The sequence below is a fragment of the Acidocella sp. genome, from assembly GCF_027352905.1.
Lineage (GTDB): Bacteria > Pseudomonadota > Alphaproteobacteria > Acetobacterales > Acetobacteraceae > Acidocella.
In genome coordinates this window covers 22,447-40,837 of the sequence record NZ_DAIEIF010000037.1, presented here as the reverse complement: position 1 = coordinate 40,837, position 18,391 = coordinate 22,447, and the positions used below count along the sequence as shown (strand labels likewise).

General features: G+C 64.9%; 12 protein-coding genes. 6 read left to right on the top strand and 6 right to left on the bottom strand.

Features of this window, described 5'->3' with window-relative positions; translation table 11 throughout:
* Positions 1-20: 20 nt before the first annotated feature.
* The 3 genes from rpmG to rnr are packed head-to-tail and all read right to left on the bottom strand — an operon-like array spanning position 21 to position 3,997.
* Entirely contained in the window at positions 21-188 is a 168-nt protein-coding gene (gene rpmG / locus M7H45_RS06690) for a 50S ribosomal protein L33 (RefSeq protein ID WP_048877824.1), read from the bottom strand.
* A 60-nt stretch (positions 189-248) separates the two neighbouring features.
* The gene (locus M7H45_RS06685; RefSeq protein ID WP_298215484.1) at positions 249-1,772 is read right to left on the bottom strand and encodes a S41 family peptidase; all 1,524 of its coding nucleotides are present in this window, start codon (positions 1,770-1,772) and stop codon (positions 249-251) included.
* Positions 1,769-3,997, bottom strand: coding sequence for a ribonuclease R (gene rnr / locus M7H45_RS06680; protein WP_298215483.1), 2,229 nt, complete (start codon positions 3,995-3,997; stop codon positions 1,769-1,771). Before rnr ends, M7H45_RS06685 begins: the two co-directional genes overlap by 4 nt.
* 96 nt (positions 3,998-4,093) lie before the next feature.
* Between rnr and M7H45_RS06675 the strand changes: the two genes are divergently transcribed.
* The 3 genes from M7H45_RS06675 to M7H45_RS06665 all read left to right on the top strand — a co-directional run bounded on the left by M7H45_RS06675 (position 4,094) and on the right by M7H45_RS06665 (position 9,645).
* Positions 4,094-8,368 carry a Hint domain-containing protein gene (locus M7H45_RS06675; protein WP_298215481.1) on the top strand — a complete coding sequence of 1,425 codons (4,275 nt, stop codon included), beginning with the start codon at positions 4,094-4,096 and terminating at the stop codon, positions 8,366-8,368.
* Positions 8,369-8,481: 113 nt separating this feature from the next.
* The gene (rpsD, locus tag M7H45_RS06670) at positions 8,482-9,096 is read left to right on the top strand and encodes a 30S ribosomal protein S4 (protein ID WP_298215479.1); all 615 of its coding nucleotides are present in this window, start codon (positions 8,482-8,484) and stop codon (positions 9,094-9,096) included.
* 126 nt (positions 9,097-9,222) lie between these two features.
* Positions 9,223-9,645, top strand: a complete 423-nt coding sequence (locus M7H45_RS06665; RefSeq protein WP_298215478.1) for a hypothetical protein — start codon at positions 9,223-9,225, stop codon at positions 9,643-9,645.
* Between the two features lie 12 nt (positions 9,646-9,657).
* On the opposite strand, the gene M7H45_RS06660 is transcribed toward M7H45_RS06665, so the two are convergent.
* Both M7H45_RS06660 and M7H45_RS06655 read right to left on the bottom strand, forming a co-directional pair.
* Positions 9,658-9,972, bottom strand: coding sequence for a hypothetical protein (locus tag M7H45_RS06660; RefSeq protein WP_298215477.1), 315 nt, complete (start codon positions 9,970-9,972; stop codon positions 9,658-9,660).
* Between the two features lie 88 nt (positions 9,973-10,060).
* Positions 10,061-10,786, bottom strand: coding sequence for a DUF1345 domain-containing protein (locus tag M7H45_RS06655; protein WP_298215476.1), 726 nt, complete (start codon positions 10,784-10,786; stop codon positions 10,061-10,063).
* Positions 10,787-10,938: 152 nt separating this feature from the next.
* Between M7H45_RS06655 and fusA the strand changes: the two genes are divergently transcribed.
* The 3 genes from fusA to M7H45_RS06640 are packed head-to-tail and all read left to right on the top strand — an operon-like array spanning position 10,939 to position 15,708.
* Positions 10,939-13,020: an elongation factor G gene (fusA, locus tag M7H45_RS06650; protein ID WP_298215475.1), complete on the top strand. Its 2,082-nt coding sequence runs from the start codon at positions 10,939-10,941 to the stop codon at positions 13,018-13,020.
* Positions 13,021-13,023: 3 nt separating this feature from the next.
* Positions 13,024-14,328, top strand: a complete 1,305-nt coding sequence (locus M7H45_RS06645; protein ID WP_298215473.1) for a hypothetical protein — start codon at positions 13,024-13,026, stop codon at positions 14,326-14,328.
* Between the two features lie 51 nt (positions 14,329-14,379).
* The gene (locus M7H45_RS06640; RefSeq protein WP_298215471.1) at positions 14,380-15,708 is read left to right on the top strand and encodes a DUF2142 domain-containing protein; all 1,329 of its coding nucleotides are present in this window, start codon (positions 14,380-14,382) and stop codon (positions 15,706-15,708) included.
* Between the two features lie 12 nt (positions 15,709-15,720).
* On the opposite strand, the gene alaS is transcribed toward M7H45_RS06640, so the two are convergent.
* Complete coding sequence (alaS, locus tag M7H45_RS06635; RefSeq protein ID WP_298215469.1) at positions 15,721-18,348, bottom strand: alanine--tRNA ligase; 2,628 nt, start codon at positions 18,346-18,348, stop codon at positions 15,721-15,723.
* Positions 18,349-18,391: the final 43 nt, after the last annotated feature.

Below are 18,391 nucleotides of genomic sequence, written 5' to 3'. Positions count from 1 at the left end.
GAATTACCCGCTCCGGCGGATTACTTTATTTTAGCTTCCTTGAACTTCACGTGCTTGCGCACGACGGGGTCGTACTTGTTCAGCTCCAGCTTCTGGGTCTGGGCACGCGCGTTCTTCTTCGTGACATAGAAATAGCCGGTATCGGCGGTGGAAACCAGCTTGATTTGGACGACGTTCGACTTGGCCATGATCAATCTCCGAGAGCGGGCCGTATGGCCCAGCCCGGCCGGTTTCGTCAAGAGGATACGTTAATGGAGCAGCGCCGCCTGATACATGGCATTGTTGGCGAGCACGGCTTGGGCGGCCTCCTCGTCCATGGCGCCGCCGATCGCCGCCGGGCAATGGCTGCGCAGCGCCAGCACCGCCTCCACGCTCACGGGCGGGCGCATCGCCCGCGCCTGTGAGAGCGCCGGCGCCATCAGGTTTCGCCCGGCCGCGAGGGCGTTGAGCTGCGCCTTCAGCGCGGCGGGGCCGTTGCTGGTGCAGACCTGCGGCATCAGCCCTAGCCCTTGCAGGGGCCAGCCCCGCGGGGCGAGCACCTGGCTCCAGGTGACATAAAGCTCACCGCCATCCGGCAGGGCCGTGACGGTCTGGACGAGGCCCTTGCCCAGGGTTTCCGAGCCGATGACCACGCCCCGGCCGTCATCGGCAAGCGCGGCGGCGAGGATTTCCGCGGCACTCGCCGTCTGGCCATCCACCAGCACGGCCAGTTTCGCGCCCCCGGTCAAATCCGCTCCCTCGGCCTTGAAGAACTGGTCCGCGTCCGGATCACGCCCATTGGTCTCGGCGATGGGGCCCGATTGCAGCAGCGAATCCGCCACGAGCACCGCCTGGCGCAGCACCCCGCCGCGATTGCCGCGCAAATCAAGCACCAGCCCCGCCAGCGTCCCGTTTTGGCTCATCACCTGCGCCAGGGCCATGGCGAACTGGTCACCCGTGCCCTTGTTGAAGCCGGTGATCTTCATCTCAACGATCCCATGCCCCAGCGGCGGTTGCACGAACACGGTCTGCGGCGGGATGAACCCCCGCGTGAGGGTAAAGCTCTGCCGGCCGGCCGGATCGTCAGGGTCGGCGATGACGAGATCGAGCGTCGTGTTCGGCAGACCGTTCATCCGGGCATTGAGCTCATCCACCATGCCGGGGGAGGCGGCGCGTCCATCGACGCTGAGCACCACGGCTCCGGGCTGGATGCCGGCGTCGTCGGCGGGGCTGTCCGCCGCCACCTGCGCCACCACCACCCGCCCATTCTCGGCGGCGAGGGTGAGGCCGGTTCCCGCCAGCCCGGTGATCATCAGTTGCTCCTGCGCGGCCTGCACCGGACTTTCATATCGGGAATAAGGATCGAAATGGTTGAACAGCTCATCGAAAAAATTGCCGATGATTTCCTGGGTGCCGGCGTTTTGCAGCGCGGCCGAGTTGGCGTAGGCGGCGGCGGCGATGCGCGCGGCGGCCTGCCCCCAGCCATTCGCGTCATTCGCGGCGGGGGCGGGTAAGGCAAATAACAATCCGTTCGGGCCGTAAAGGCGAACCTGCCCGTCCTGGAAGACGGTGTTGAAATTGGGATCGAGCGCCGCCAGCCCGTTCAAGCCCCATATTGTCATTTGCGGGATGGTGACGGGGGTGAGGGCGCGCGGCGCGATATAGGCGAGCGCCGCCGACCAGACACTGGCCGTCATCCCCGCGTCGAATCCCGCGCCCGCCGCGGCGGCCCGCCCGCCCATGGCGGAGGCCAGCCAACAGCAGATGAGGAAAAACGCTGCGCCGCGCCTCACCGCCGCCGCTTTGGTTTGGGCTTGGCGCCGGATCCCGACGTGTTGCGGGTGCCGCCGCGCCGCGCCGCTTGCCCTTCCGGAACTGTGGCAAGGCTGAACAGCAGGCCGCCCGTTACCGGGCGCGCTTCCGCCAGCCGGATTACGATCTCCTGAGCCAGGGTGAAAACAACGCGGCTGCGGCGTCCTGACAGGGTTTGGGCGCGCTCATCCAAAACCCACTGATCATCAGGCAGACTCGCCATACTTAAGAATCCGCTCGCCCCGCTTTCCGTTAAAGTGACGAAGAGTCCGAATTTCGTCACCCCCGAAATCCGGCCGGGGAACAACTCTCCCACGCGGTGTTGCAAATAGAGCGCAAGGTAGCGGTCGGTGGAGTCACGCTCCGCCAGGGTGGCCCGGCGCTCGGTGGCGGTGATGTGCTCCGCCGTGTCGGCGAAGCTTTCGATCTCCGCCTCGGTCAGCCCATCGCGTCCGAGTTTTAGCCCCTTGATGAGCGCCCGGTGCACGAGCAGATCCGCATAGCGGCGGATCGGTGAGGTGAAATGGGCATAGCGGGCGAGGGCGAGGCCAAAATGGCCGATATTGTCGGGCGAATACTCGGCCTGGCTTTGCGACCGCAAAATGGTCTCGTTCACCAGCGCCGCCTGGGGCGTGTCCTCGACCATGCGGAGAATGGCGTCGAGATCGCGCGGATGCAGCTGATCCCCGGCTTTGAGGGAAATGCCGAGTGTGGCGAGGAATTGTCGCAGATTGTCCAGCTTTTCCGGCGCGGGCGGGGCGTGGACGCGGTACATGCAAGGCAGGCGCAGCCGCTCCAGCTCCTCCGCGGCGCAAACATTGGCGAGGATCATGAATTCCTCGATCAGCTTATGGCTGGCGAGGCGCGGACGGGGTGCGATGCTCTGCACCTGCCCGTCCGGCCCCAGCGTCACCTTGCGCTCCGGTAGGTCCAGATTGAGCGTGCCGCGATGATGGCGGGCCTCCGCCAGCGCCGCGTAGGCCGCGTAAAGGGCGGCATGGGTCTCCGGGTCCTCCTCGAACTCCGCCTGCACCTCCTCGTAGGTCTTGCGGGCGAGGGAGCGCATTAGCCCGCGCCCGAAACGGTGGCGCAGCTTTTTGCCGTGCACGTCTATATGGATTTCGGCGAACAGGCAGCCGCGCTCCTCGCCTGGCTTGAGCGAGCAGAGGCCGTTGGAGAGCGCCTCGGGCAGCATCGGCACCACCCGGTCGGGAAAATAGCAGCTATTGCCGCGCCGCCGCGCCTCCATGTCCAGGGCCGAACCAGGCTTCACATAATGAGCCACATCGGCGATGGCGACGACCAACCGGTAGCCATGCGGTTCCGGCGCGGCGAACACGGCGTCGTCGAAATCGCGGGCATCGGCGCCATCGATGGTGACCAGCGGCAAATCCCGTAAATCCTCCCGCCTGCCCAGCGCCACGGGCCGCGCCCGCTTTGCCTCGCGCAACGCCGCTTCAGGAAATTCGGTGGGGATGCCGTGCTGGGCGATGGCGATGAGGCTGACGGAGCGGGCGTCATTGGCATTGCCGAGCCTTTCAGTCACGCGGGCGGGCTTTGGGCCGAGACCCTTGCCGGGCAGCGGCTCGGCGCGAACGATCTCGCCAGTCTCCGCGCCCAGGGTCTCGCCATCCGGCACTATCCATTCGCCTTTCTGCCGCCGGTCCACCGGCTCGATCCGCCCGCCGCGCGGCGTGGCATGGAACAGCCCGACAATGCCGCCCGCCGCGCCCTCCACCCGCCGCAGCGTGCGGCCCTCATATTTATCCGCGCCGATTCGCCGCAGACGCGCCAGCACCTTCGCCCCTGGGGCGAGCGCGGCCGCCCCCCGCCGCTCCGGCTGCATGAATATCACCGGCGGGCGGCCCGGCCCCTCCCATGCCACGGGGCGGGCGATGGCCTCGCCGTCCCGGTCTATCCCGGTCACCTCGACCAGAGCGGTTTCGGCGAGGCGTCCGGATTCGGTGAGACGCTTGCGCCCCGCGCGTTCGGCCTGGCCGCTTTCTTCCAGGGATTTCATCAGCCCCCGCAGCGCCTTACGGCCTTCCGGCGGCACCGAGAAAGCGCGCGCCACATCGCGCAAATGCTGGCTGTCCGGGGCCTTTGCAAGAAACTCCTTCAGCTCGGCGCGGCTGGGCAGGGAGAGGCGGCCCTCTCCGGCTTGGGCGGGCGTGGTCTTGGCGGTTTGCTTGCGGCGGGTTTTCATGCGCCCAGTATGGGGCCGGACCGCCCGGGGGAAAATGATATTTCCTAAGTTCAACCAGCAATTGTCAGTTGCTGGTTATCAAGAAACGTGTAACTTGTGGTTGTGACTCAAGCCATCAATATCAACGTTCCCGCGACGGTGTCCGCCATTGCGGGCCTGCCTGGCCTTTCCTCACTTTCCGGTTTGCCCGCCCGCCTCGCCGTGGCGGATGGTCATTCCGGCGCGAATATCACGGTGCAGCTGATAGCGGCGAACCCGGCCGCGACGCTCGCTGTGGCCAATGCGTTTGGCGCGGGCGTCTCCATGAGCGCGAATACGCTCACGCTGAGCGGCTCGCTCTCCGAGGTGAACGCCGCCCTGGCGGCGCTGCAAATTTCCGAGCCGTCCGGGGTGGCCGCGGATACGATTTCGATCTTGGCGGAAGATGATCAGGGCGGTTACGCGGTGAGCGGTTTCGCCCTGTCCCTGGCGCCGCAAACCGGCCCCGCCTTCGTCAACCCCGTCAAATTGGTGACCCTGGCGCCCAACCAGCCGCTGGGGCTGCCGTATCTCCTGGCCGCCGACCCCGCGGCCAGCGCCCTGGCGGCGATGGGGCTGGGCGCGGAGGAGACGCTGCAACTCACGCTCTCGCTCAACGCCGGGGTGCTGCTCCTGCCGGAGTATGATCCCAATTCCGGGATCAGCGCTCAAGGCATCGGCACCGGCACCATCCAGCTCACCCTGAGCGCCAATGAGATCGGTCTTCTCAACAGCCTGTTGACCTCGCTGGAATTCGCCGGGCCCTCGCTCGCCTCGGGCCAGCACCTCACCTACGCGCTGTGGAATCACGATGGCGTGCTGCCCCGGGCCGTGACCTCGGGCAATATCTATCTCAACACCGTGGGGCCAGCCGCCGCGCCCGGTACCTACCAGCTGGGCGGCGAGACCCTGATGACCGGGCCGGAGACGATCTCCGGCACGCTGGATGTTACCGGGCTCTTATCGGTCATGGGCAATCTGGCGGGCGGCGCCGTTTCCATCGCCCCCGGGGCGGATCTAGAATTGCCTTATAACAATTCCGCGCAGCTCAGCGGCACGAGCTATGATTTTGGCACGATCGGTGTGGAGGATGTTCTGGTTTCCGGCCAGCTGGTGTTGGGCGGCGCGGCCCTGTTGGGCGGCGAGCTGGCGCTGAACCCCGGCGCGCTCGCGGATTTTAGCGGCAGCCTGAACGTGGATACCGGGGCGCGGAATGATTACGAGGAGGGGCTGAGCCTGGGCGCCGGCGCGGTGCTGGAGGGCGGCGGCACTCTGGCGGTGGGCGATTTCTCGGAATCCGGAATGATCGACGGCACTGGCACCATCCTCGCCTTGCAGGGCGAGACGCTGGAGATCGATGCCGGGTTGGTTGCCGCCGGGGTGAATCTCGACGTGGCGGGCGGCGGGGTGATGGTGCTGGGGCCGGACGATTCGCTGTTTGGCATTTTCGACACCACCCCGCTTACGGTGCAGAGCGGGGTAACGCTGAATTTTCTCGGCGCGGGCAGCGCGCCCATAACGGGTCAATGGGCCGACCCGCTCGGCGGCACTGGCGGTGCCTTCGTCATCAAGGGTCCGGCCGATTTCTCCGGTACGGTGACAGGCTTCGGCCTCGGCGATGAGCTGATCTTTCCCGGGCTGACCGGGCTTAGCGTTCATAACATCAACACCCTGGCGGGGAGCTCTTCCTTCGTCGTCTCCGGGACGGACGAGAATGGCCTTTCGCAAAGCTATACGCTCTTCGCCAATATTCCCGCCGGGCTGATGCCCGCTGCCAGCTTCGACGCTGGCGGCGACGCGGATGTGGTGCTGCACGGCTATTCTCCCGCCATCAGCTATTACGGCGGCTTTGCGGCCAGCGCGGGCGTGGCGCAACCGGTGCCGGGTTTGAGCCTCGTTCTCGCAGCGCCCACGACGATGAGCCTCACCCTCACGCTTTCCGCTGCGCATGGTAAGCTTACCACCGGGGCGCAGACCCCCGCCGGTTCCATCATTCTCACCGCCCCCAACCTCGCCGCGATGAACGCGGATCTGGCCATGGTCAGCTATATCGGCACGGGCATGCTGGACGTCATCACCGTGAGCAGCGGCACGGGGACGCTGGCCGGGCTGCACAGCCTGGTCAGCGGCGTCGCCATTGGCCATGCCGGCACGGTGAACGGGTATTCCGGAGGAGGTTTCACGGAAGCGGAGCTGATCAGCTTCGGCAGCAGCGGATCGTTGTACAACGCGACAACGCCCTATGCGGTGGGGGGCGTGCTGGTCGCGGGGCAGGTGGAATTTAACGATGATCTCTTCGCCAGCGGTATGTCCGGTACGGCGATGCAGGTCGACGGTGGCGGTAACGCCGTGTTTGGAGGCGCGGCGAGCGTGAGCCTGCAAGGCGGGGTCACGCTTGGCGACGCCAGCGGAGCAGGGGCGCTGGAGGTGCTGACGGACAGCGCCAGCATCACCGGCAATCTCGTCATGGCCAGCGCGGGCGGCAGCGGGGCCAGCCTGGCGGTGATGGGCGGCCTCAGCGTCTCCGATGCCATTTTGGCAGGGGCGGGCGGGGCGGCCGCGATCTACGAGACGGGCACGCTCGCCGCTTCGGCCCTCACCGTGGGGGCGAGCGGCACGCTCGATGCCTATGGAACCGCCACCGCCACGCTAGGGAGCATAAGCAATTCGGGGTCGATGACTTTGGCCGGAAGCGCCGCTCTCACCGCCGCCAGCTATGCGGGATCCGGCACGCTGGAGGTGGGTGGCCTGGCCGGGATGAGCATTTCCGGCCAGGCCCAGCTTCTTGCCGGCGGCAGCCTCACGGTCGGCGTGGACGCCGCCTTGCGGGCAGGCGATTTCATTCAGTCTGGCGGGACGCTCACGGATGCCGGCCAAATATCGGCCTCTGGTACGATCATCCTCCAGAACGGCAGCCTCGCGGGCGGTTCCCTTCAGGCGGGGCTGATTCAGGCCGCGGGGACCTTGACGGGGCAGGGCGTCATCGCCGCCGGGCAATTGTTCAATAGCGGGGTGGTGGAGGCCAGTGGCGGGCGGCTGTTGCTCTCAGCTGGAAGCATAGGCGGCCAGGCCTCTCTGCAAATCAACGGCTTCTCCACGCTGGAAATCTCCACCAATAATTTCGTGGGTGTGCCCGTGGGCTTCGCGGGCGGCTCGGCGCTGCTGGTGCTGGACGATGTAGGGGCGGGCCTCTCCGGCATCACCGGCATGACGGATTACGACGCGGTGGATCTGGTGGGCGTCGCCTCCGGGCTGGTCTCCCTGCAAAGCGGTGGCGAGGTGGTGGTATTGAACAATCAAGGCGCCACCATCGCGCAATTCGGCATACAGACCCTGGGGTCGGCGAAGGCATCGCTCCAGGTCGGTGCCGATGGCAATGGCGGCGCGCTCATCACTTTGGGCGGGGAGCTGCCCTGTTTCGCGCGGGGCACCAGGCTGCTGACGCCCGATGGCTACCGCCTGGTGGAAACCCTGCGCCCGGGCGATCCGCTCATCACCGCCCGGGGGGAGCGGCGGCCGGTGCGCTGGATCGGCTGGCGCACGCTTGACCTCGCTGCCGGCGTGGCGAGGATGGGACAGCCGGTCATCGTATCGCCCGGGGCGTTCGGTCCGGGCAAGCCCGCCCGGACGCTGCGGCTCTCACCCTTGCATTGCGTTCATGCCGGGGGGGTGTTGATTCCCGTGAGCCATCTGGTCAATGGCGCGACCATACGGCGTGACGAGGCCGCGCCGGCCATGACCTATTACCATGTGGAACTTGACCGGCACGAAATTCTCCTGGCCGAGGGGCTAGACTGCGAATCCTATTTCTGCAGCGGCAACCGGGCCGGGCTGTCTCACGAGCTGGGGCGGCGCAGCCCGGCGGCGCGCCCTTATGCCCCCACGGTCACCAGCGGGGCGCGGCTGGCGGCGGTGCGGCGGCGGCTGCACGAGACCGCGCTGGCGGCGGGGTTCGCCGCGGGCTATGTACCGCGTTTGCGGGCGGTGGCGGCGGGGCAAAGCGCGCTGCCGGAGATTAGTTTGCAATCCGGCCGGCGTTACGCGAGCTTCCACTTTGCCCGGCCCGTGCCCGGCCTTACCCTTCTCTGCCCGGCCACCGCCCCGGCCGACACGGACCCGGACTCCGAGGACCGGCGGGAGCTTGGCCTCTGCCTGGGCGCCGCGCGGGGGCTGCGCCCGGGCGCTGGGTGGCTGCCGCGCGCGCCGGGCGATGCCGGACTCTGGATGGGCGCGCGCGCGGATATTGCCTTTGCCGCCCCGCGGCGGCAAGTCCGGTTGCCCATCGCCGCCTTACCGTTAAGCTGGCTGCCCCGCGCCGGCGCGGCCATTGACGCGCCCCGCCCGAAACTTTAAACGCGGCTTCATTGCCGGGAACGTGGACGGGCGGTGGTCGCCCGCGCCCGCTTTTCGCCGCGAAAGCGGTGGGAGGACTACTGGCGTCATTCCAACAAGAAAGGTTATGCGCCATGACCAAGCGCACCGAGAGCAAGTATAAGATCAACCGCCGTCTGGGCGTCAATTTATGGGGCCGGGCCAAATCCCCGGTGAACAAGCGGGAATACGGCCCCGGCCAGCATGGCCAGCGCCGCAAAAAGCCTTCAGATTACGGCGTCCAGCTGATGGCCAAGCAAAAGCTGAAGGGCTATTACGGCAATATCTCGGAAAAATCCTTTCATCGCTATTACGAGGAAGCTGTGCGCCGCAAGGGCGATACCTCGGAAAACCTGATTGAGCTGCTCGAGCGCCGGCTGGATGCGGTGGTCTACCGGATGAAATTCGCGGTGACCCCGTTCGCCGCGCGCCAGCTTGTCTCCCACGGCCATGTTATGATCAACGGCCAGAAGGTCGATATCCCGTCTTATCTGGTGAAGGACGAGGATGTCGTCGAGGTGCGGGAGAAATCCAAGCAGCTCGCGGTGGTGCTGGACGCGGCCCAGAGCGGTGAGCGCGACGTGCCCGAATATATCGAGGTGGATCACCGCGCCATGAAGGGCCGTTTCCTGCGCGCGCCCAAGCTGGCGGATGTGCCGTTTCCGGTGCAGATGGAACCGCATCTGGTGGTCGAGTTCTACTCGCGCTGAGCTTTCCGCTTTCTCCCATTGGCGGCGCCCTTCCGGGCGCCGTTTTTATTTTGTTACTTGCGGAAGATCATGGCGTTACAAGCGCGCCGCATTTAAGCCTCTCCCAACCTAATGGAGTGATGTGAAATGCGCCGTCTCGTATTAGCCTCGGTTCTGGCTTTCGCCCCTGGTCTGGCTTTGGCCCAGGCCACCGATAATGACAGTGATAACGGGTCCGCCCCGCCGCCCGCGCCGCCGGGGATGATGGATGGCGGCATGATGGACTCCGGCCCGATGATGACGCCGGCTGGCAAGGGCTGGCATCATAAGGGCATGTTTGGTCCCGATCAGATGCTCATCGATTTCTACGCCGCCAATACCAGCCATGACGGACATCTTACCTTGGCCCAGGCCAAGGCCGCCAATTTCAAGCCGGTCATGGACCATTTCGACGAGATCGACGTGAAGCATCGCGGTTATGTGACGTTTTACGATATCGAGGCCTGGCGGCTGGATGATTTCGCCAAGCATATCGAGGCGCAGGCCGACGCGCTGCGCGCCCGGGACTGATTTAAGGCTTGGTTAGTCGCCGGCCCGCCCGGGCGCGAAGCGGGGTTTCGCTTCCTGCGCCGGGTCGCCGGTGACGAACATCTCATGAAGAATATCCCCTATGCTGGGCTCCGGCGTTGCCGGACTGGCCTGGGGGGCGGAAGCGGCCGGGCCTTGGGGCGCGGCGGCATTTGGCGCGGATGGCGCCGAGGGTGAGGGTTTCGCCACCCCGGCATCCGGCCCGAACAAATGCACGACGATGCCCGAGGGCGGCGGTGTCGGGTCTGGCCGCGCCAAGGCGGGAAACGCGGCGAGGCTGGCGAGAAACGCGATGGGCAGTCGGTTCAAATGAGGCGACTCCAAGGGGGGTTCGCCAGCATCGCGCCCCTCTCCGCCATAGGCAAGCGGTGTTGCCGCAACCGCGCCATGCCGGCCTCTACATCAAGGAGGCCGCCGTGTTGACGGAAAGGGCCACGATGACGGTGCTGAACAGAAAGCCGATCAGCCCTTGCAGCGTCGCCAGCCGGCGGATTTTCTTGGCGGTGATATCGCAATCCGAGACTTGGAACGTCATGCCGAGCACGAAGGCGAAATAGACGAAATCGAGGTAATCCGGCTTGTCATCATTGGGAAAATCAATCCCCCGGTCGATCTCCGGCCCGCCGAGGTCGCGGGAATAATATTCATGCGCATAGCGGAAGGCGAAGGTGATGTGCGTCACCAGCCAGGAAAGGGCGAGGGTGATGATGACGAAGGCGAGAAACGCGCCCTCATGGCTCTTGCGCTCCGCTGCCTGAGAAAACAGGAAAAGCGAGGCGAAGCTCATGATGGCGGCGAGCAGGGTGAGGGTGAACATCGATTCCTCGCCCTCCTGGTGGGCTTTGGCGTCGCGGCTAATGTCCCGGTTGAGGTCGCGCAGAAACATGACTGCCGTAAGGGCCAGATAGAAGAAACTGCCGATGTCCCAGGCCAACACCGCGCGGATGGCGATGGAATGGACCGGGGTGAGCGCGCCGTAGCTGATCAGCCCGAGCGAGTAGCCAAAGGTGAAAAAAGGCCGGGCGCGGAGGATCCGGTAGATCCGGGCGAAGGGGGAGACAATCACCATGCGTAGAATACCTTCCTGCCCCGCCGATATTATATCCGGCGCGCTTGAGATCAATCATTTACCCCTCGGGGCAGAGCCAGCCGCCCGAGAGAAGGGGTTGCCAAATGCCGCGCTCTGGCCCAAAAGCCGGGCGGACAGCGCGGCCTGACCCCAGGGCGGCGCCATATCTGTTTGACCTTTATTTTTAGACGCCCGTGGAGGCATTGATGGCGACCACCGACCTTAGCAAGATCCGGAATATCGGGATCACCGCGCATATCGACGCGGGGAAAACCACCACCACGGAGCGTATCCTTTACTACACCGGCGTCTCCCACAAGATCGGCGAGGTGCATGACGGCAACACCACCACCGATTATATGGAGCAGGAGCGTGAGCGCGGCATCACCATCACCTCCGCGGCCGTGACCTGCGAGTGGAAGGACCACCGCATCAATATCATCGACACGCCCGGCCATATCGATTTCAACATCGAGGTCAACCGTTCCCTGCGTGTGCTCGACGGCGCGATTTTCATCATCGAGGGCGTGGCGGGGGTACAGCCGCAATCCGAGACCAATTGGCGTCTGGCCGACCGTTACAACGTGCCGCGCATCATCTTCATCAACAAGCTGGACCGCACCGGCGCCGATTTCTACCGCGCCTTCGACACGCTGAAGGAGAAGCTGGATATCGTCGCGCTGCCGCTGCAATTGCCCATCGGCATCGAGGACGGCTTCCTGGGCGTCGTGGATCTCGTCGAGATGAAGGCGATCATTTGGGAAGGCGGCGAACTGGGCGCCAAATTTCATGACGAGCCTATTCCGGCCGATATGCTGGAGAAGGCCAAGGAGGCTCGCCAGACCCTGCTGGATACCGCCCTCTCCGTCGATGACGCGGGCATGGAGGAGTATTTCGACAAGGGCGATGTCTCGGTCGAGACGCTGAAGCGCGCCATCAAAACCGGCACCATCACCGGCGCCTTCCGCCCCGTTCTGTGCGGCACCGCCTTCAAAAACAAAGGTGTGCAACCTCTGCTGGACGCGGTGCTGGACTACCTGCCGAGCCCGGTGGACGTGCCTGGCATCAAGGTTGCCCCGGAGGAGGGGCAGGAGGAGGACCCGAACGCGCGGCGGATCAAGGCCGACCCCAAAGCGCCCTTCGCCGGCCTCGCCTTCAAGATCATCAACGACAAATACGGTTCGCTGACCTTCGTGCGAGTCTATGCGGGCACGCTCAAATCCGGCGATACGGTGCTGAACACCACCAAGGGCCATAAGGAGCGGATTGGCCGCATGTACCAGATGCATGCGGATAAGCGCGTGGAAATCCAGGAGGTTTCGGCGGGCGATATCGTCGCCTTCGTCGGCCTCAAGGATACCGGCACGGGCGATACGCTCGCCGCCGCCGAGGATCCGGTGGTGCTGGAGCGCATGGCTTTTCCTGTGCCGGTCATCGACATCTCCGTCGAGCCCAAGACCAAGGAAGGCGTGGAGAAAATGACGATCGGCCTGCAGAAGCTGGCGGCCGAGGATCCTTCCCTGCGCCTGCGCACCGACCAGGAAACCGGCCAGACCATTCTCTCCGGCATGGGCGAATTGCATCTGGAAATCATCGTGGACCGGCTGAAGCGTGAATATGGCGTGGACGCGAATATCGGCGCGCCGCAGGTGGCCTTCCGCGAGACCATCAGCAAGACCCACACCGAGACCTATACCCACAAAAAGCAATCGGGCGGTTCCGGCCAGTATGCCGAGGTCAGGATCACTTTCGAGCCGCTAGAGCGTAATTCTGGCATATTGTTCGAGAATCAGGTGGTCGGCGGCGCGGTGCCGCGGGAATATATCCCGGCGGTGGAAAAGGGCATCCGCAACCAGGCGGATACCGGGGTGCTTGCCGGGTTCCCGACCGTGGATTTCAAATTCACCCTGATCGATGGTAAGTATCACGATGTCGACTCTTCCGCGCTGGCCTTCGAAATCGCTGCCAAGGCCTGCTTCCGCGAGGGAATGAAAAAGGCTGGTCCGGTGATCCTGGAGCCGATCATGGATGTGGAGGTGACGACGCCCAACGACCATGTGGGTGACGTGGTGGGCGACCTCAACCGCCGCCGCGGCATGATCCAGAACCAGGAGAGTTCCGGTTCCACCGTCATCGTGCGCGCGCATGTGCCGCTGAAGGAGATGTTCGGCTATATTTCCCAGCTGCGCTCGATGACCAAGGGCCGCGCCAGCTTCACCATGCAGTTCCACCATTACGATCCGGTGCCGCGCAACGTGGCGGACGAGATCATGGCCAAGAGCGCGTAAGGCTTGGCGTCTCTCATCAAACGGCGCCGCGAGGCGCCGTTTTCTTTGCCGGGATTTTACCGGCTGGCCCTGCTGGCGGGCTTTGCCGGGCTGGTGCTGGCCCGGCTGCCCCATATCGCGGAGCAAGGCGGACGGTTCTGGGCGGAAGAGGGGGTTTTTTATTTCCGTAACGCCATGAACCTGCCCTGGTGGCGGGCCTGGTTCGCGGTATTGCCGGATTATATCAATTTGGTGCCGGCGCTTGGCACGTGGTTGGCGCTGCGGCTGGGCGGCATCGCCCACGCGCCGCTGGTCACCGGTTTGATCGCCCTTTGCGTGCAGGCTCTCCCGCCCGGCATCATCCTAACCCATGATTTTCCCTGGCGGCGCTCCTGGCTGGGTTGCCTGGTGGCGGTGGCGCTTTGCGCCCTTCCGCCCGTCACCGGGGAGGTCTGGCTCAACACCATCACCAGTCAGTTTCATCTAGCACTGGCCGCCGCGCTAATTCTAGCCGCTCCGGCCCGGCGGGGCCGCCTGCTCCTCTTTGACGCAGTGGTGCTGGGGCTGGCCAGCCTGTCTGGCCCCGCCACCACCTTTCTCATGCCCCTCTTCTTGCTGCGTGCCGCCGTGACCCGGGGAAAGGCTGATATTGCCCTGGGAAGCATCGTTTTCGCCGGATTCTGTATTCAGGCGGCGCTGTTCTTCGCCTACCCTCAGCCTTTGCGGGACGGAAATCTGAGCCTGCCGGAGCTGTGCGCGGCGGTCAGCCTGCATGTCGTCACGCTGGAATTCGCGGGTTTCCGCGCCGCCCTGTTGTTGAGCGGCTGGATGCTGCGCCAATATGCCGGGCATGGCTTTCTCTGGCCCGGCCTGCTGATCGTCTTTCTTTTTTACGCGGCACTGATCTGGATCATCACTGGCTGCCGGCGTCATGCCCCTGCTTTGTCGCTCCTGCTGGGGGCGCAAATTTTATTCTCCTTCATCTCTTTCGACAAAGCGATCGGAGGCGGTTTTATCCATTTAATGGATGTAATTGGCGGTCAGCGTTATGCCTTCGCCCCGATGGTGCTCACGGGGCTCATCCTTACCGGCGGGGCCTGCGCCGCCTCCGGCCTGCGGCGGGCCTTCTGCGTGGCCGCGCTCTGCCTGGGGATTTTCACCGCCCTGCGGGATTTCCGCGCCGGGACAGAGCTGTTCGCGGAGGGCCCGGATTGGGCCGGGCAGATCGCGCAGTGGCGGCACAACCCGCAAATGGTTCTCCACGTTTGGCCCGCTGGCTGGGTTATGACTCTACCCCCGCCGGACCGCAGCGCATTTTACAACTTTTAATTGTCATTTTTCCTCCGTTATATTATATAAGGTTGTGAATGGAGGCGGCGTATGGCTAGGACGTATTTCCGCCTCGCTGCTTTTTTTGTCATTCTGGCGGCTTTGCTCAACCCGCCCTTCATGATCGCGGATGAGACGAATCATTTCTTCCGCGCCGTGCAGATTTCCCAAGGCGGGTTGATAGGAGAGCGTCTCCCACATGGCGAGGCGGGCGGCATGCTGGCCGAACCGGTGGTGAATTTCGGGTACGGTTTCGACGCTTTGCGTTTCGACCCCGCCGCCCGTGCGACATTGCAGCATTTGCGGTTCAGCTTTCAGAAGAGATGGCGCGACGAGGTGGTGGCGGCCAATTTTCCCAATACGGTGATTTACCCACCGCAATTTTACCTGCCCGCCGCTCTGACCCTCACTTTCACCCGGCAGTTGCACCTGCGCGTGCTGCAAGCGTTTTATATCGCCCGGCTCGCTTCCGGATTGATCTGCGTCGCCCTCTCGGCGTTCGCCCTGCGGATTTGCGCCCCCTCCGCCCGGCCTTGGCTGCTGTTTTGTTTGAGCCTGCCCGAGGTGACGGGTCTCTATGGGTCTCTGTCTCAGGATGGACCGTTCATCATGTGCGCGGCGCTGGCCGGCGCCTTGCTTACGCGGGAACAGCGGCAGCGGGAATTGAGCGGCGCGACGGCATTGCTGGCCGTGTTTGTAAGCGCCAAGCCCCCATACTGGCCCTTGCTCGCCTTGCCGCTGATTTTGGCGGCGCGGCCGCGCCGCCGGTTTGCCGCTCTCCTTGTGCTGCTGGGCTTGGCCACGGTGCTCGCCTGGTGCGTCTTCGGCCTGCGCCCGCTGGTGACCCCCGTGCGGCATGGCGATGTTTCGCCTAGCCGCCAACTGCACTACCTGTTTCTTCATCCTGGGCTGATCCCCCGCCTATTCGCGGCGACCTTTATAAAGGGCGGGCCGAGCCTGATGGCCGGCGCGGTCGGCACTGTCGGCTGGATCGAGGCGACCCTGCCGCGCTGGGTTTATGCCTTGGTGCTGGGAACGGGGTTGTTGGCGGCAAGCCTCTACGTCGCGAGCCTGCCGCGGCGCTGGGAGTGGCGGCTCGCCCTCTTGGGCTTGGCGGTGGGAGCGGCCGGGGCGGGGGTCGCGCTATCCACCTATCTCACCTGGGACGAGGTGGGACAAACGAATATCGAGGGGCTGCTCGGGCGCTACTTTATCCCCTTGCTCCTCTGTCTCACCCCCGCCGCCTCCTGGGCCGGGCCGGGTTGGAACCGGCGGTTCGCCTTGCCCTGGCTCTCGCGCTGGCTACTTTATGGCCTCATGCCGCTGGCCAATCTGTTTTATCTGCGCGGGGTGTTCCTGCGCTTCTGGTGGCCCAGCTGAGCCCAGGCGGTTTCAGCTGGCGAGATGCGTCCTGATGGCGGCAAGCGCGGCATTGGCTTGGGCGGCGCTGGGCGCCCCGGCCTGAGCCACGGATTTATTGCCGCCGCCACCCTGGCCGCCCGCCGCCGCCGCCGCCCGCGCCAGCTCCACCGCGTTAAGGGGCAGCGCCTCCGCCACCGCGACGATGATGGCGGTTTTTTGCTCGGCGGTGGAGACGAGCGCCACCACCCCCGCGCCCGAGCGCTTCAACAAATCCGTGGCGATTGGACGGAGCTCCTTCGCGGCGATGTCGCCGACATTGCGCAGGATCGCGCGGACGCCTCCCACATCCTCGGCCTCCGCCGCCGTGGCGAGAACCAGTTTCTTCTGCAATTCCGCCATCTGGCGTTCGAGCCGCTTTTTATCTTCCTGCAACTGGTTGATCCGCGCCGGGAGTTCGGCCGGCGGCGCCTTGACGGTGGCCGCCGCCTCGGCCAGCAGCCGGGCTTCCTCCTCCATCTCCAAGATCGCGGCCTCGCCCGCCACGGCCTCGATGCGGCGAATCCCGGCGGAGACCGCCCCCTCCGAGACGATGCGGAACAGCCCGATATCACCGGTGCGCGTCACATGGGTGCCGCCGCAAAGCTCGATCGACCAGGCGGATTTCCGCTCATCGCCGCCGCCCATGGAAACGACCCGTACCTCATCCCCATATTTTTCCCCGAACAGCGCCATAGCGCCGAGCCGCACGGCCTCCTCCGGAGTCATCAGCCTGGTGGTCACCTCCGCATTCTCGCGGATATGCGCGTTCACCTCGCGCTCGACCTGGGTCAATTCATCCGGGGTGATCGGGCGGGGCTGGGAAATGTCGAAACGCAGCCGGTCCGGAGCGTTGAGCGAGCCCTTTTGCGTGACATGCGGCCCGAGGGTGCGGCGCAGCGCCTCATGCAACAGGTGGGTGGCGCTATGATGGGCGCGGATGCGGCCGCGCCGCACGTGATCCACCCGCGCCGTTACCGGCAGGCCGACGCGCGCGGTCCCGGCCTCGATTTGGCCGATATGGACGATGAGGCCGCCCGCCTTCTTCTGGGTATCATCGATGCGGATACGCAGATCATCCGGCCCGATGATGAAACCGGTATCCCCCACCTGGCCGCCGCTCTCGGCATAGAACGGGGTTTGATTGAGAATGACATTGACGCTTTGTTCGGGCAGCGCCTCATCGCTGGGCTGGCCGTCCACCACCAGGGCGGTGATGCTGCCCTGGGCGGTCTCCGTGGAATAGCCGAGAAATTCGCTGGTGCCCAGACGTTCATTCAGCTCGAACCAGATGGCTTCGGTCGCCGCCTCACCGGACCCGGACCAGGCGGCGCGGGCGCGGGCGCGCTGCTCGGCCATCGCGGCCTCGAACCCGGCGATATCCACGCTCTTGCCCTCCTCCCGCAGCGCATCCTGGGTGAGGTCGAGGGGGAAGCCAAACGTATCGTAGAGTTTGAAGGCGACCGCGCCGGGCAAAGCGCCACCCGGCGGGATTTGCGCCGCTTCTTCCCTCAGCAGGGAAATACCCCGATCCAGCATGGCGCGGAATCGGTTCTCCTCTAGCTGCAGGGTCTCGGTGATCAGCGCCTCGGCCCGGTTGAGTTCAGGGTAGGCCTGGGCCATCTGGCGGGTGAGGGCAGGAACCAGCCGGTACATCAGCGGCTCGCGCACGCCCATCATGTGGGCATGCCGCATCGCCCGGCGCATGATCCGGCGCAGCACATAGCCGCGGCCTTCATTTGAAGGCAGGACGCCATCAGCGATGAGAAAGGCCGAGGAACGCAGATGGTCCGCCACCACGCGGTGGCTGATTTTAAAGCGGCCATCCGGTTCCTGGCCGCTGGCCTCGGCGGAGGCAAGAATCAGCGCTCGCAACGTGTCGGTATCGTAATTGTCGTGTTTGCCTTGCAGAATGGCGGCGAAACGCTCCAGCCCCATGCCGGTGTCGATGGACGGGCGCGGCAACGGCAAGCGCGTGCCGGGCGGGCCTTCCTCATATTGCATAAAGACGAGGTTCCATATCTCGATGAACCGGTCGCCATCCTCATCCGGCGAGCCGGGCGGGCCGCCGGGAATGGAGGGGCCGTGATCATAGAAGATCTCTGAGCAGGGGCCGCAGGGGCCGGTATCGCCCATGCGCCAGAAATTATCATCGGTAGGGATGCGGATGATCTTCCCTTCCGGCAGACCCGCGATTTTTTTCCACAGCGCGGCGGCGTCGTCATCGGTATGGTAGATGGTGACGAGCAGCCGTCCGGCATCGATGCCGAAATCCTTGGTCAGCAGCGTCCAGGCATGGAAGATCGCCTCTTCCTTGAAATAATCGCCGAAAGAAAAATTCCCCAGCATTTCGAAGAAGGTGTGATGGCGGGCGGTGTAGCCCACATTGTCGAGATCGTTATGCTTGCCGCCGGCGCGCACGCATTTTTGGGCGGAGGTGGCGCGGAGATAGGGGCGCTTCTCCTGGCCGGTGAAGACGTTCTTGAACGGCACCATGCCGGAATTTGTGAACAGCAGGGTGGGGTCGTTCCGGGGCACCAGCGGGGCGGAGGGCACGATCTGGTGGCCGTTGCGGCCAAAATAATTGAGAAAGGTGGCGCGGATATCGTTGCTGGTGACCATGGGCCTGGATTACAGGGCGCGCGGGTTTTCGCCAAGCCCGCGC